The 14988-nt window shown below is 47.4% G+C and carries 13 protein-coding genes; all 13 read left to right on the top strand.

Annotation, left to right across the window (positions count from 1 at the left end; genetic code table 11):
* Positions 1-2 precede the first annotated feature (2 nt).
* The 13 genes from DCCM_RS09580 (at position 3) to DCCM_RS09520 (ending at position 14962) form a co-directional block, all read left to right on the top strand.
* The gene (locus DCCM_RS09580) at positions 3-674 is read left to right on the top strand and encodes a sugar transferase (RefSeq protein WP_104372193.1); all 672 of its coding nucleotides are present in this window, start codon (positions 3-5) and stop codon (positions 672-674) included.
* 21 nt (positions 675-695) lie between these two features.
* A complete protein-coding gene (locus DCCM_RS09575; protein WP_104372174.1) occupies positions 696-2150 on the top strand; it encodes a B12-binding domain-containing radical SAM protein in 1455 nt (484 codons plus the stop codon).
* Complete coding sequence (locus tag DCCM_RS09570; RefSeq protein WP_104372173.1) at positions 2080-3330, top strand: glycosyltransferase family 2 protein; 1251 nt, start codon at positions 2080-2082, stop codon at positions 3328-3330. Before DCCM_RS09575 ends, DCCM_RS09570 begins: the two co-directional genes overlap by 71 nt.
* 3 nt (positions 3331-3333) lie before the next feature.
* Positions 3334-4440 carry a glycosyltransferase gene (locus DCCM_RS09565; protein ID WP_104372172.1) on the top strand — a complete coding sequence of 369 codons (1107 nt, stop codon included), beginning with the start codon at positions 3334-3336 and terminating at the stop codon, positions 4438-4440.
* A gap of 33 nt (positions 4441-4473) precedes the next feature.
* A complete protein-coding gene (locus tag DCCM_RS09560; protein WP_104372171.1) occupies positions 4474-5565 on the top strand; it encodes a glycosyltransferase family 1 protein in 1092 nt (363 codons plus the stop codon).
* A gap of 18 nt (positions 5566-5583) precedes the next feature.
* Positions 5584-6819, top strand: coding sequence for a hypothetical protein (locus tag DCCM_RS09555; protein WP_128739124.1), 1236 nt, complete (start codon positions 5584-5586; stop codon positions 6817-6819).
* Between the two features lie 67 nt (positions 6820-6886).
* On the top strand, positions 6887-8020 hold the full coding sequence (locus DCCM_RS09550; RefSeq protein ID WP_104372169.1) for a glycosyltransferase: 1134 nt from the start codon (positions 6887-6889) through the stop codon (positions 8018-8020).
* Positions 8021-8168: 148 nt separating this feature from the next.
* Entirely contained in the window at positions 8169-8954 is a 786-nt protein-coding gene (locus DCCM_RS09545; RefSeq protein WP_207655574.1) for a polysaccharide deacetylase family protein, read from the top strand.
* Between the two features lie 8 nt (positions 8955-8962).
* Positions 8963-10300, top strand: coding sequence for a lipopolysaccharide biosynthesis protein (locus tag DCCM_RS09540; protein WP_104372167.1), 1338 nt, complete (start codon positions 8963-8965; stop codon positions 10298-10300).
* Between the two features lie 39 nt (positions 10301-10339).
* Positions 10340-10897 carry an acyltransferase gene (locus DCCM_RS09535; protein ID WP_104372166.1) on the top strand — a complete coding sequence of 186 codons (558 nt, stop codon included), beginning with the start codon at positions 10340-10342 and terminating at the stop codon, positions 10895-10897.
* A gap of 233 nt (positions 10898-11130) precedes the next feature.
* A complete protein-coding gene (locus tag DCCM_RS09530; RefSeq protein ID WP_128739123.1) occupies positions 11131-12396 on the top strand; it encodes a nucleotidyltransferase domain-containing protein in 1266 nt (421 codons plus the stop codon).
* Between the two features lie 66 nt (positions 12397-12462).
* Entirely contained in the window at positions 12463-13869 is a 1407-nt protein-coding gene (locus tag DCCM_RS09525; RefSeq protein WP_104372164.1) for a UDP-glucose dehydrogenase family protein, read from the top strand.
* Positions 13870-13900: 31 nt separating this feature from the next.
* Complete coding sequence (locus DCCM_RS09520; protein ID WP_104372163.1) at positions 13901-14962, top strand: GDP-mannose 4,6-dehydratase; 1062 nt, start codon at positions 13901-13903, stop codon at positions 14960-14962.
* The last annotated feature ends 26 nt before the right edge of the window (positions 14963-14988 follow it).

The raw sequence follows: 14988 nt of genomic DNA, 5'->3' as shown, positions 1-14988 counted from the left end.
GCATGGTAAGTCAAAATGAAGAAAACAAGTCGATACAGAAAGCCATAAAACGCCTATTTGACATCATCGTTGCCTTCTTGGCGATCCTAGTATTCTTACCCATTGGGGTCATTATAACCATTTTGATAAAGGTTACATCTTCCGGGCCGGTTTTCTTCGTACAGGAGCGTCCAGGGCGCCATAGGAAGCTTTTTAAGGTGTTCAAGTTCCGCACAATGAAGAAAGGCTCGGATAAGATGGTGAAGGGTCAGGAGGTCATGAAGGACGATGAGCGCATCACTTCCATCGGGAGGTTCTTAAGGAGAAGCAAGATTGATGAAATACCGCAAATGCTCAATATTTTAAAGGGTGAAATGAGCCTCGTGGGACCACGTCCTGAAAGGGTTGCATCTCTAGCTGACTATACCGAGGAAATAGCTAAAAGGTTGAATGTTAGACCGGGGCTTACCGGATTGGCTCAAGTCAGCGGCAACATTTACATACCACTGGAAGAGAGGTACAAGTTTGATATCTATTATGTTGAGCATTTTAGCTTATGGCTTGATATAAGAATTATTTTAAGGACTATTGACGTAGTTTTACACGGTGAAGGAAAGTTCGTGGATAAGTGTTTAGTTGATATGCAAGGCAAAATACCAGTATTTACAACAGAAAAAGAAACAATTAATTTATAACAGATACAGGGGAGAATAGACATGAAAATTTTGTTATTGAACCCACCATTTTTAAATAAATATTCCAAGAGTTCCAGAAGCCCTGCGGTAAATAAAAGTGGTACTATCTATTTTCCACTTTGGCTGTCGTATGCGGCGGGTGTTTTAGATAAAGAGGGGCACGAACTGAAGATCATTGATGCGTCTGCAAAGTGTCTATCAAAAGATGACACCTTGAATAGGATAAAAAAGTTTCGACCGGAATTGATTGCAATTGACACGTCGACACCAAGTATTAACAGTGATCTCAAGTTTGCCAAAACAATCAAAGAGGTTCTTCCAGAGACTAAAATCTGTCTCGTGGGAACTCACGCATCGGCATGTGTTGATGAAATCCTGCCTGAGAGCTATTTTGTAGATTTCATTGCCCGCCGCGAGTATGACTTTACGCTGAGAGAACTTGCTGAAAAATTGAATAACCCGGAGCAATATGGCGAGATAGCCGGTATTAGCTATGTTGCAGCTGGCAAGGTTGTTAACAATCCGGACAGAGAATACATCCAAAATCTCGATGAACTTCCCTTTGTCAGTGAAGTCTACAAGAAGTATCTGGACATCAAGGACTACTTCTATGCTCATGTTAGCTATCCTACAGTGAGTATATTTGCTAGCCGGGGTTGCCCATCCAGATGTTTTTACTGTATGTACTCCCAGGTTATGTTTGGCAAGCGTTATAGAAGGCGTAGCGCAAAGAGCCTTTTTGATGAGTGTGTTTACATAACGCAAAACTTCCCTGAGGTTAAGGAGATTCTTATTGATGATGACAATTTTGTGGTAGACCAGGATAATGTCAAGGATTTTTGCAGACTGATGATAGATAACAGGGTTAAGCTCAAATGGATCGTGCAAGTAAGAGTTACTTTACAATACGATACGATGGTTCTGATGAAAAAAGCCGGATGCAAATTGATTGTGGCTGGATACGAAAGCGGCAATCAGCAGATTCTTGATAACATGCATAAGGGCATCACGCTGGAGCAATCCCTGAAGTTCAACGAGAATGCGAAAAAGGCAAAACTGAGGGTCCACGGCTGCTTCATGGTTGGCAATCCTGGTGAGACAAAGAAGACCATGTTGGAAACGCTGGAGTTTGCCAAAGAATTGCGTTTGGATACCGCACAATTTTTCCCTTTGATGGTTTACCCGGGAACAGAAGCATATGACTGGGCGAAGCGTAACGATTACATTGAAGCTGCGAATTACAATAACTGGCTAACCGATGAAGGTTTACACAATTGCGTATTGACCACATCCGAAATATCAAGTAAAGAACTGGTGGACTTTTGTGATTATGCCAGAAGAAAATTTTATCTCAGGCCTAAGTTCTTATTTATGAAACTGGGTGAAGTGCTGACAAGTCCTGAAGATGCGAAGAAAACCATTAAAGCCTATAAAACATTTAGAAAATATTTGTTTAGGCGTGGTATGGCATGGTAACAAAAAAAGGAGGGCTGAGGTCGTGGAAATCGCGCTTTATGGCATCTTTTTGTTTGCTGTTTTCGCTCCCATCTATACTTACGCTATTTACCCGCTAATCTTGAAAGCACTTCCCGCCCGGTCCTACGCCACGGACAAGAGGGCTGTTCCAATGGTCTCCGTCTTGGTGGCAGCCTACAACGAGGAGTGCGTTATTGCGGAAAAAATCAAAAATATGAGTGAACTGGACTATCCCGCTGATCGGATTGAATTCCTAGTCGGCTCTGATGGCTCCTCCGACCGCACGGTGAAGATTGCAAATTCCTTTTTGGATATTCCAAATTTAAAGGTCTTTGAGCTGCCTCGAGGCGGTAAGGTGCATGCCCTGAACGCTCTGATACGGGCGGCCAAGGGAGACATCCTGGTTTTCTCCGATGCCAATACAATGTATGACCGTCAAGCTATTCGAATGCTGGTCCGCCGTTTCGGCGATCCCGCTATCGGCCTGGTTAGCGGCCAACTCCGCTACAAAGTGGACGAGACCTCCGGCCAGGGTGCGAAATCAGAGGGGGTCTATTGGAAATACGAGAACTGGGTCAAAATGCATGAGTCCAAGCTGGGTCGCCTGTCCGGTGCCAACGGCGCCATCTACGCCCTCCGGAAGGGTATCGTCCCAGAGATCAGGACGGGCATAGTCAACGACGATTTTTACACAGCCACCTACACCATGCAGGCGGGGTGGGACGTGATCATGGAGGCGGAGGCCGTGGCCTACGAAGTGCCCAATGACGACATGGGAAGCCAGTTCAAGCGTCATGTCCGGGACGGTGCCGGCCATTATCAGGCTATGACCGTGTTCTGGAAAATGCTGTTTGCCCGGAAAGGCTCCTTCACCTACGTTTCCCACCGGGTGGTGAGGTGGCTGGTGCCCTTCCTGCTTATCGCGGCCTTTTTTTCCAATCTGGCTCTGAGCTTTATTAACTCTGTCATGCTAGTGGTCTTTTGCCTGCAGGCGACCGGCTATGCGGTCCTTATTCTGTACTGGTTCGTCACCAGCCGCGGCGGAGAGCTCCCGGGAAAAATCGGGAACTTTATCCAGTTGACCTTTTACTTTATGTCGGTGAATCTGGCTCTGTTGGTGGGCTTCTTCAAGTGCGTCGGCGGAAAGCAGTGCGCAGCCTGGGAGACACAGAGGTTTTAAGCCATGAGAATCGTCTTTATTACCAGTAATTCTACGAACGGCGGTGCACAGAAGCACATCCGAGACATGTTCCGAACCCTACTGGGGCTAGGTCATGACATGTACCTGATCGCTCCGGAGGGCTGGCTTGTGGATAAGCTGGGGGATACCCCGGATCGTCTCTTCGTCACGGGCCTGAGCCGCGGCACCACGGGCAGGGTGGAGGAGATTCTAAATCAAATCAAGCCGGACATCGTGAACACATTCATTCTCAGCGGCGGCATTTACGGCTATCTGGCCTGGAAAAAGAAAAAAAATGGGCATATCTTCATCACCGTGAACAATCCTATTATCTATGATGGGATTAAGCCTTTGAACCGCTTTCTGTATCCCTACTTTTACCGGTGGATGGCCAAGGGCTGTTCCGTTTTTCTGGTGAAGTCCGACAAGGTAAAGGACGAGGTGAGGAGAGTGGTTCGTAACCGCGTGCCAACCGTGTCTATTAAAAACGGCATCGACTTTTCTATATATGACCGGAAGAAAGAATACCCCGATCTGCGGTCGGAGTGGAACATCCCCCGGGACGGGTTTGTCATCTCCAGTGTAGGTGCACTGGAAGTGCGCAAGGGACATTGCTACCTGATTGAGGCTATCGCCAAACTGACCACGGAACATAAAAATCTTTATTGCTGCATAGTGGGCTCCGGCAGCGAGGAGACCAATGTCCGTGCACAAATCCAGAGCCTGGGCGTTGCTGACCGGGTGCTGCTGCTGGGCAGGCGGTCAGACATCAACGCCGTCCTGGGCAATTCGGATGTTTTCGCGCTACCCTCCCTCCACGAGGGGCTTCCTAACGCCCTGATGGAGGCCATGGCCATGGGGCTGCCCTGTGTGGCCACCGACGTGGGTGGTGTCCGGGAGTTGATCCCGGACACCACCCTAGGCAGTGTGGTGCCGCCCAAGTCCGCCGAGGACCTTTATAGGGAGTTGGGCCGCTACCTGGGGGACCCCGGGCTCCGGAGGGCCACAGGGGAGCGTGCCTATGAAAAAATGAATTCTGAATTTTCCCTGCAGGCGGCCACAGAAAACCTGCTGTCCGTCTATCTTCAATATATGGTCGGTGACCCATAATATGGTCGGTGACCCATAGGAGTGTGCGCTGACGTGAAGAGGATCCTCATCATAACTAATACCATGGATGCCGGCGGTGCCGAGACTTTCCTTATGAAAGTTTACAGGTCCATCGACCGGTGCTCCCTGCAGTTTGATTTTCTAGTCAACAAGAAAGACCACTGTTTCTATGAGGATGAGATCGCGTCCCTGGGCGGCACTGTGTACCGCGGCTTCTCCAAATCCCGTCACCCGGTGAAGTGCTTTGCCGGCATTCGCGGGCTGGTGAAATCCAGGCATTATGACGCTGTCTTTCTGGTGGCGGTGCATCCGGTGGCTTGGGTGGACCTGCTTGCGGCAAAGCTGGGCGGGGCGAAGATCCGATTGGTGCGCTCCACCAATTCCAGCTCCGGCGGCGGCACAGCCGCGAATCTGTTGGCGGCTGTCTCCCGTCCCCTGGTGAAGATACTGTCCACTAGAATGCTGGCCCCCTCCGATAAGGCAGCAGAATGGATGTTCGGGGATAAAGCCGTCAAAGACGGTAGTGTGACTATCATCACCAACGGCCTGCAACTGGAACAGTACCGCTTTGACCCGGACATCCGTGCCCAGGTGCGGGCTGAACTCCGGTGTGAGGACGCCTTTGTGGTAGGCCACATAGGCCGGTTTAATAAACAGAAAAACCACACCTATTTAATTGAAGTGTTTGAACAGATCGTGCGGCAGTGTGAGAATGCTTGTTTGGTGCTTATCGGAACCGGGGAACTGGAGAACTCCGTCAAGGATCAAGTCCGGGAAAAGCGGTTGGAGGACCGTGTCTTCTTTCTGGGGGTACGGTCCGACGTGCCCCGACTGATGATGGCCATGGACGAGCTGATCTTTCCCTCTATTTACGAGGGCATGCCCAACGTGGTAGTGGAGGCACAGGCCACCGGTCTGCCCTGTATTATCTCCGACACCATCACCAAAGAGGTGGTGATCACTGATTTGGTGAAGCAACTCCCCCTGGACGAAAACAAAGAGGGTTGGGTCCGCGAGGGTCTGGCGCCCGGCGCCCATGACAGGGGGAGATACATCCGCATTATGGAAGAAAACGGCTATCACATCCGAAGGACTGTGGAGCAAGTCACCGCCATGCTGCTGTAAGGCTGACAAAGGAGCAATATGAATATCATCATCAACTTCAACCTCAAAAAAATTATGCTATTTCTAGTCGCCATGGTCGTAATATTCGATTTCCCACCCGTCGTCCGGCAGGCCCAATACTGTCCTGCAGGAAACACGGTGATCAATATCATGGTTATCCTCTTCTTTTACGCCACGGCGGTGTATTTTTTCAGGACGTTCCAGTGGAGTAAGCAGAATATTTTATCTTGCCTGTTCGTGGGGGGGTATTTTATTTACCGGTCCGTCCATACATATTACGGACAAGTCCAGTTCTATGTCACCGTGTTTACTATGCTGCTTATATTCGAGTTTCTGCTGCTGGACGCCTCCAACAAGGTGAAGGTGTTTCATTATTTTCGGAAGATCATGGTCGTGCTGCTTTTTTTCGGGATCCTAGTCTATGGGATGCGGATGGTACTTGGTACGGGGCTGTTTGAACAGGTCAACTTCTACAGTCAGAACATTGCCGAACACGGATACTATTACCTGCGGCTGTGCCAGTTTTATATCCTTGAGGGGGGGTACGTCAGCCGACTGTGCGGCCCCTTTAACGAACCCGGCGTGGTGGGCACCTTTGCGGCCCTGCTGCTCATTGCGGATCAGTTCGACCTAAGAAAAAAGGGGAATATCGTTCTGCTGGTAGCGGGCGTCCTGTCCTTCTCCCTGGCGTTCTTCATCCTGTGCGCGGGCTATATTGTGCTCTGTGCTGCCACAGAAAGGCGGAAAGATTTCCTGGTCATCATCTTGATCGTGGTGATTCTGCTGGTGTTTCTCCTGCCCTATCTGCGGTCTGTCAGCACGGTAATTGATGAACTGGCATACCGCTTCACTATCACGGGTGACGGCCTGGCGGGTGACAATCGGACCGACGACGTCTATGAGGCTTTCTTCTCCAGCTATATGCAGACGGCGGACCGGTGGCTTGGTCTGGGTACCGGGGCAAAGGACAGCTTGACCCGAGGCGCTAATCTGTCCTACAAAACTTTGATCATCGAATACGGTATAATAGGCTTTGCCTATCTGAGCTTGGGGCTGCTGTTCCTGCCCATGGTCGGCAAATGGAAGAACCGTAGATGCATCTACTTTGTTCTGCTGTTTTTGGCATCTATCTATCAGCGCCCCAACGTGATGGTGCTGAGTTATCTCGTGCTCTTGATCGGCGGCACGGAGTATTGTTTCTCCCGGAGCGTTGGGCTGGGATCCAGCAGAGCCGGACACACTTTGGCTGGCTGATTCATCGGGTGGTCTGGCCGTCTTCGGCTTGGAGAAATAGCTTTCTTTTTTGCGAGGTGAAACGAGCATGAAGTTAAAAGTGATGCACCTGATTTCCTCCATGAATCAGGGCGGTGCACAGCACCTTGTTCTGGACTATCTCAGGAACCTAAAGGATGTCCCGGACGTAGAGTTGAAGCTGGTCGTCATTGGGGAAAAAAAAGATTCCTTTTATGATCAGAGCTTGGAAAAAGAACATTTGGACGTGGAGTATCTAAATTGCACCGGCTCCCGATTCCGAAATTCCATCCTCCGCGCTTGTCAGAACTGGTGCAGCCAGGTTAAAGCCATCGACCGGGCAATCCGGGATTATCGACCGGACATTATTCATACCCATATTACAATTATTTTAAAGCATGCCTTGCTGCCTATTGTGAAAAATCAGGTCCCACTCCGCTTCAACACTCTGCACAGCGACCCTGCCGTATATCAGGGCACGAACCTGCTTATTGCAAAATATGGCCTACGGCTGGGATATTTCGTCCCTGTGTGTATCACGGAGGAGCAAGCGGAGAAGGCGAAAAAGCGATATGGTTTCCGAAACTATGAGATACTCCGCAACGGCATTGATACAGAGGCATTTCAGCGTGCCTGGATCTCCCGGGATGATGCCCGGGATCGGTTATATTTGCCTAGGGATGTCTTTGTGCTCGGAAGTGTGGGCCGGTTCAACAAAATTAAAAATTACAGCTTTCTTCTCGACGTCTTTGCCGGCGTCCTCATCCAAAAGGGCAACGCCCTGCTGGTGTTAGCCGGGGACGGCGGGGAGCGCGCCACGCTGGAGCATAAGGCAAATGCGCTAAATATTTCGGACAGGGTGATCTTTTTGGGCAACCGGGAGGACGTGGCCACCGTTTACTGTGCGCTGGACGTATTTGTTCTGCCCTCCGTCCACGAGTCCTGCTCTCTGGTGACGCTGGAGGCCCAGGCAGTTGGCACCCGCTGCGTGGTTTCCGCTGGCATCCCGGCGGAGGCCGTCGCTACCCCCAATGTCCGGCGCATGGGGGAGAAAGCCTCCCGGGACGAATGGGTTTCCGCCATTCTGGACGATAGCTATGCAGAGGACATCGTCTGCCCCCTGTCCGAGTACGACGTAAAGAAGGCCTCGGCCGGGCTAAAGGCCATGTATCTGAAGTATTGGAGCGGGCTCAGCCATGGATAAATATTTTCTAATAACCATCGACACAGAGGGTGATAACCAGTGGGACCTGTCCAATGGCATTTCTACGGAGAACGCTCGATATCTGCCCCGGTTCCAGGATCTTTGCGAGAAGTACGGCTTCAAGCCCGTGTGGCTGACCAACTACGAGATGGCAAAGGACTTATTTTATGTGGAATATATGAGGGACCGGCTGGCGCAGGATGCCTGCGAAGTGGGCATGCACTTGCACGCCTGGTACAGCCCGCCGGAGTACCCTCTGAAAAAAATAAATCAGGAACGGGATTATCTGATCGAGTATCCCCCGGAGATCATGGAGGAGAAGATCAAGGTCATGACGGATCTGCTGGAGGGCACCTTCCAACGAAAGATAGTTTCCCACCGCAGCGGGCGCTGGGTTCTGAACGACACCTATCTCGCTCTGCTACAAAAATACGGCTACCTGGTGGATTGTTCGGTCACCCCCCATGTGAACTGGGCAAACAGCCCGGGTTGCACTGGGCTGCCGGGGAGCGATTACAGTGCCGAGCCTGAACAGCCCTATTATATCTATGAAAACGTTCTGGAGGTCCCGATGTCTATACGAAAAATACGCTGCTTCCAGAAAAAGCGTGTCTTTTCCCTTCATGATTTCCTGCGGGAGTGTCGGGACTACCTCAAGGGCAAGGAGCAGTGGCTCCGTCCAGACAAGTTCCTCTCGGAAAAGGGCATGCTGCGCCTGATCGAGACCGTCGGCAGGCAGGATACGGACTATTTGATGTTCATGCTGCACTCCTCGGAGATGATGCCCGGCGGCAACACCTCCTTCACCACGGAGCAGCGTGTGGATGAGCTCTTCGGCTGCATCGAGTTGCTGTTCTCCGTTATCTCCCAAAATTACCGCGGCGTCACCCTGAAGCAATACCGTGAGTTCACCGCAACTTTGGGAGGAACATAGAGTAAATCGTGAATAAACTGGAATTTAATTCACCCCGTAAGCTTGTCCGGATGGTCATGTCCAATGACTTCTGGTCCAAGCTCGTTAAGAATATTTTCATCAGCCTATGGGGTACCGGCGGTGCCAACGCTATCAACCTAATCACCCTGCTCATCATGGTCGATATGCTGGGCAACACCAATTACGGCCTGTTCGTCCTGGCCCAGCAGTATATGACCATCGTGGATAGCCTGGTCAACTTTCAGTCCTGGCAGGGCGTGATCAAGTTCGGCAGCGAGGCTGTGGTGGATAAAGATGAAGGCCGCCTTGCCTCCATCATCAAATACGGATTCACCATCGACATTGTGGGTGCCGCGGCCGGTTTGACAGTGGCCCTGGTTGCTATCCCCATCATGGGTAGGCTGATGCAGTGGGACTCCAGCCTGATCTTGCTGGCAGTGATTTTCTCTCTGGAGATCGTGTTCCATATCGGCGGCACCCCCACCGGTGTGCTCCGGCTGTTCAACAAGTTCAACCTGGTAGCCATCCACTCCATCGCCCTGGCAATCGTGCGCCTGGCGGCGGTGGGCATTTACGCCCTATGCGGCAATGTTACCCTGAAAAGCTTTGTTATCCTCTACGTCTGCGTGGATATCACCAAGCACATCGCTCTGCTGGCCATCGCTGTCTATATCGTGTCCAAGCGGCTGGGCCTGCGGAATGTGGTTAAAAGCAAACTGGGCACTGCGGGTGCGGGGTTCATACGCTATAGTCTCTGGTCCAACATCGGCTCCACTGCGGATATTCCTATAAAATATTTCGACGTGTTTATTATTTCCAAGATTTCCGTGGAGTTGGTGTCCATCTACAAGGTCTTCAAACAGATCATCCAGGTGTTCTCCATGCTGACCACCCCCATCTCCCAAGCGATCATGCCACAGCTGGCGGATCAGATCGCCCAAAAGGAGGACCGCAATGCCTATCACGTGGTGCTGAAAATACGGAATATCATTCTTGAGGTCTTGCTCCCGGTGACTGTACTGTGCGGAATCGTGGCCAAGCCCTGCTTCCGGGTTTTCCTGGGGCCGGAATACGCGCAGCACGTCATCCTGTTCATCGTCCTCTTGCTCATCAGCGATTACACCCTGTCCTATGTGGCGATTCATCCCTTCTTCGCGGCGCTGGGTAAGGTGAGGGAGGATTTCTTCATTATCCTTGGCTCTAATATCGTGTATCTGATCATCTCGTTCCTGCTGGTGAATATTCTAGGTATTTACGGCATCATTATCGGCACGGTGATCCAGAACGTGCTTACTATCTCCTGTAAGACCCGCATTATTAACAGGAGTCTGTGCCAGCCTACATAGCGCCGCTTAATTTATTCCTGCTGGGAGGTTCTATCTTCAATGAAGGTAAAATATTTGAATTTATTGAAGAAGTATATAGAAATGGTATATTACTGTTATATAGAAAGAGATAGAACAGCATACGCTAGAAAATTGGGTGTTAGAGTTGGTAGGGGAGGACAGATACTTGCTAATCCTTTGAAAGTATTTGGAACAGAACCTTGGTTGATAAAAATAGGAGATCATGTTGATATAACGGCTGGTGTGCAATTTTTAAGTCATGATGGCGGTATTTGGGTGGCACGAGGACTTGATCCGGAATTAAATAAGTATGATTCATTTAAACCAATTACTGTTGGAAATAATGTGATGATCGGAATTAATTCATTAATAATGCCTGGAATTACAATTGGGGATAATGTTATTATTGGTGGTTACAGTGTGATTACTAAGGATGTTTCTTCTAATTCAATTGTTGCAGGGGTTCCGGCAAAACCCATTTCAAATCTTGAAAGTTACCTTGAGAGAATTCAAGCTAATCTTGTACCGACTAAACACATGTCCCAAGAACAAAAACGAGCTTATTTACAAAAAAAACATCCAGAATGGTTTGAATGATTAATTTTTTATACTTGTTTAAATTTTAGTATGGAAGTATCACCACAGAGCAGGTACTGCAGGCAGTTGACCCGGGTTATCATGTTGTATGAAAATTGCCACCCCGGCGTTACGATACATGTCTATGGAGATTAAACCTGATATGAAGGTGGTCAAGGGGTATTATTGATAGGATGGTTTGAGGGAAGTAAGATGCGACAGGGCATAGTGGAGGATTAGTGGGGTGCGGTTTTGTGAGTCAGGCTTTTTATGATGCAATATATTTATTTTCATGTGGTGTTAGAGGGAATAAGCCTGTTCTAATACATGATATTGATGTTTCTAAGATATATAGCTTGGCAATGTCCCAGGGTATATGGCAGACAACATATCTTGCATTGAAAAAGCTATATGATCAAGACGAGCTTATTGTGGATAAAAAAATATTTGATAAGTGGCATCAAAAAATTGTGATTCAAGCAATAAAAGCTACCCAAAGAAACAAAGCAGTGAACGATATCGTTCGTGTGCTGGAGCAAAAAGGTATTAAATGTTGCGTGTTGAAAGGTGAAGTTCTTGCCGAGTTATATCATAATCCCATTTGCAGGATATCCAGTGACACTGATATATTAATAGACAAAAACTTAGAAAAGAAAACAGTCAATGTTTTAAAACAATGCTTATTTGAGGTTGAACCCCGCTATCCAACTTCTTATCACGTTTGCTGTTATCATTCTCTTGCAGGAGTAATTGAATTGCATCTTCAATTATACGATGAATTATTTGAAGATGTATGGTTTGATAAAAAGACCTTGAATATTGAAGCCTACAGACAAATAAAGACTAGTCAAGGTAATTATATTTCAACGCTTGGTATAAATGACGGATTGATTTTTATTACGCTTCATTTAATTAAGCATTTTTTGCACAAAGGAGTAGGGATAAGGCAGTTAATGGATGTTCTGTTGTATATGAGTTATTATAAAAACAAAATTGATTGGGATAGGTATGATAAATTACTCAAATATTTAAAATATGATAAATTTATGAATAACGCTATTGGTATAGGTATAGATTACCTTGGGTTTGACAAAAATGAGCTTCCCAAAAGTAAATATAATGACAATATAATGCAAAAAATCCTTATTGATATGGAAATGGGAGGGATTTATGGTAAAAATGAAGTGGAAAGAGGAGAATTCTACAAAATCTACACTAAAGAACGATTTAATAGATTTAAGCGAGGGAATTATGAACGTTATATAAATAGTTGGATGAGACCTAATATTATAAAAAGTATATTCCCCAACAGGATTAATATGATAACAAGGTATCCATGTGCAAAAAAGTACAAACTGCTCTTATTTATTGCTTGGTTGCACCGCTTATTAAATTTTATTTTGGATGTAATTAAAAAGAAAAAAAATATTAAGCATTATATTGAATATCAAAGCCCCGAAGCAATAAACGATATAGTCAAAAAACGTATGGACTTAATAAGAGAGTTGGATATGATTTAATGTTAATCTATCTGATAGAAGGCCGGTTTTTTGTATATTTTTACCCCAAAGCGAGGGACAGATACTATGAACACCAATATAAGCAGCTCTAGCACTTCCTATAAAATCTCAGTAGCAGGAACAGGCTATGTAGGTCTAGTTGCAGGTGTATGTTTCGCCGAAGTGGGACACCGGATCACCTGTGTCGATATTGATGAACAAAAAATCAATATACTGAAGCAGGGCATTTCTCCTATCTATGAGGCCGGATTGGAGGAGTTAATGAGGAAAAATTATGCTGCCGGCAAACTTAATTATACTACAGACTATATCCAAGCATACAAAGACGCAGACGCCATTTTTATCGGTGTGGGCACTCCCGAGCAGCACGATGGTTCCGCCAACCTGTCCTACATAGCTGCCGTCGCCAGGCAAATCGCGGAAACTATAGAAAAGAATTGCCTTGTGGTGGTAAAATCAACAGTTCCTGTGGGTACAAACGACAAAGTGGAGCAGTTTATTCACGATTTCCTGGTAAATGACGTTAAGGTAGAGGTGGCAAGCAATCCGGAATTTCTGGCCCAGGGCACGGCGGTGCGCGATACCCTGGAGGCGGCGAGAATAATCATCGGCACGGAGTCCAAATGGGCTGAAGAGATGCTTATGAAGATATATGAGCCGTTTAATATTCCGATTGTATCGGTAAGCAGGAGATCGGCGGAGATGATTAAATATGCTTCCAATGATTTCCTGGCGTTAAAAATATCTTATATGAACGATATCGCCAACCTCTGTGAACTGGTAGGTGCGGATATACATGAAGTAGCACGGGGAATGTCATTTGATGAGCGTATTGGCGGTAAATTCTTAAATGCCGGTATCGGTTACGGCGGGAGTTGCTTTCCTAAAGATACCAAGGCGCTGGATTACCTCGCAAGGCAGAACGGCTATGAGCTTCGGACGGTAAAGGCCGCCATTGCGGTGAATAATGACCAGAGGACTATATTATTCAAAAAGGCAAATCAAAGGCTAATAACTTTTAACGGGCTGAAAGTGGCGGTGTTGGGTCTCACCTTCAAGCCCGGAACTGACGATTTAAGAGAGGCGCCGTCCCTTGAAAATGTTCCGCTGCTATTGGAGCAGGGGGCGGAAGTATACGCTTATGACCCTGCGGGCAGTGACAATTTCAGGAAGCTGTATCAGGAGGGCGATTATTATATTAAGTATGCGGAGAACCCGGAGGAAGCGTTGGATGGCGCAAGTGTATGCTTCATCTTCACGGAATGGAGCGAGGTTAAGGCGGTTAAGCCCGAAGTCTATAAAAGGCTTATGAGAACGCCGCTGGTATATGACGGCAGGAATATATATGAAATCGAAGAGATGAAGGCTGCAGGAGTGGAGTATTATTCCATCGGCAGAGCGGCTGTGGGGGGAAATATGGCTGGAAAGTATAGCAACCCACACATCACAAATCACCGTCTATATATTGCCTAAGAAAGATATTTTAGAGGAGAGGGCTATTTTCATGCAACCAGATTGCAAATATATAGATAAAACAAAGACATATTTAATCACCGGGGCGGCAGGGTTTATCGGGTATTTTCTGGCCAAGCGGCTGCTGGAGTGTGGCTGCCGGGTAATTGGCATTGATAATATGAATAACTATTATGATGTGGCTTTGAAATACACAAGGCTTGAGGAGCTTAAGAAAACAGATAGTAGCAATGGTAAATTCATATTTATCAAAGGTGACATTTCGGACAAGGAGGTTATTAACCCTGTATTCAGCGAGTACAAGCCCAATATTGTAGTGAATCTGGCTGCACAGGCGGGAGTGCGCTACAGTATAGAAAATCCCGATGCTTATATCCAAAGTAATACCATAGGATTCTTAAATATATTGGAATCCTGTCGACATTCATATGATGCGATAAATAGTGATTATAAAGGTGTCGAACATCTTGTCTACGCCTCATCAAGCTCGGTCTACGGCGCCAATAAAAAAGTCCCGTTTTCAGAGGAAGATTTCGTAGACAATCCTGTTTCGCTTTACGCCGCCACAAAAAAATCAAATGAGTTGATGGCTTACACATACAGCCATCTTTATAAGATACCCGCTACCGGTTTAAGGTTCTTCACCGTATATGGCCCTATGGGTCGCCCTGACATGGCTTATTTTTCTTTCAGCCGGAAGATAATGAACGGAGAGCCGATTAAAATTTTTAATCATGGTGATATGTACCGGGATTTCACATACATTGACGATATCGTAACAGGAGTGGAGAGGCTATTGTGCAATCCACCTGACGATGAAGAGGGAGTGCGGCACAAGATATATAATATCGGCAACAACAAACCGGAGCGGCTTATGCATTTCATTGAAACTTTGGAAATGGCACTGAGCAAGGCCACCGGCAAAAGTGTAGTGGCGGAGAAGGTATACCTGCCAATGCAGATGGGCGATGTTCCCAGGACTTACGCTTCAACTTCCAGACTGGAGCGGGCTATCGGATTCAAGCCGGGCACGGGCATTGAGGATGGTTTGATGAGGTTCGCCAATTGGTTTAAGGAATACTATAGGTATTGACCGGGAGTATATAAAACAGCCAAACG

Origin of the sequence: Desulfocucumis palustris, assembly GCF_002933875.1 — a bacterium.
GTDB classification, from domain to species: Bacteria; Bacillota; Desulfotomaculia; order Desulfotomaculales; family Desulfocucumaceae; genus Desulfocucumis; species Desulfocucumis palustris.
This window is presented reverse-complemented; position numbering and strand designations above follow the sequence as displayed.

What these genes read in the sequence shown, in the direction of transcription:
- DCCM_RS09580 (WP_104372193.1), top strand. Translation starts at nt 3, where the DNA reads ATGGTAAGTCAAAATGAAGAAAACAAGTCGATACAGAAAGCCATAAAA.
- DCCM_RS09575 (WP_104372174.1), top strand. Translation starts at nt 696, where the DNA reads ATGAAAATTTTGTTATTGAACCCACCATTTTTAAATAAATATTCCAAG.
- DCCM_RS09570 (WP_104372173.1), top strand. Translation starts at nt 2,080, where the DNA reads ATGCGAAGAAAACCATTAAAGCCTATAAAACATTTAGAAAATATTTGT.
- DCCM_RS09565 (WP_104372172.1), top strand. Translation starts at nt 3,334, where the DNA reads ATGAGAATCGTCTTTATTACCAGTAATTCTACGAACGGCGGTGCACAG.
- DCCM_RS09555 (WP_128739124.1), top strand. Translation starts at nt 5,584, where the DNA reads ATGAATATCATCATCAACTTCAACCTCAAAAAAATTATGCTATTTCTA.
- DCCM_RS09550 (WP_104372169.1), top strand. Translation starts at nt 6,887, where the DNA reads ATGAAGTTAAAAGTGATGCACCTGATTTCCTCCATGAATCAGGGCGGT.
- DCCM_RS09545 (WP_207655574.1), top strand. Translation starts at nt 8,169, where the DNA reads ATGGCAAAGGACTTATTTTATGTGGAATATATGAGGGACCGGCTGGCG.
- DCCM_RS09535 (WP_104372166.1), top strand. Translation starts at nt 10,340, where the DNA reads ATGAAGGTAAAATATTTGAATTTATTGAAGAAGTATATAGAAATGGTA.
- DCCM_RS09525 (WP_104372164.1), top strand. Translation starts at nt 12,463, where the DNA reads ATGAACACCAATATAAGCAGCTCTAGCACTTCCTATAAAATCTCAGTA.
- DCCM_RS09520 (WP_104372163.1), top strand. Translation starts at nt 13,901, where the DNA reads ATGCAACCAGATTGCAAATATATAGATAAAACAAAGACATATTTAATC.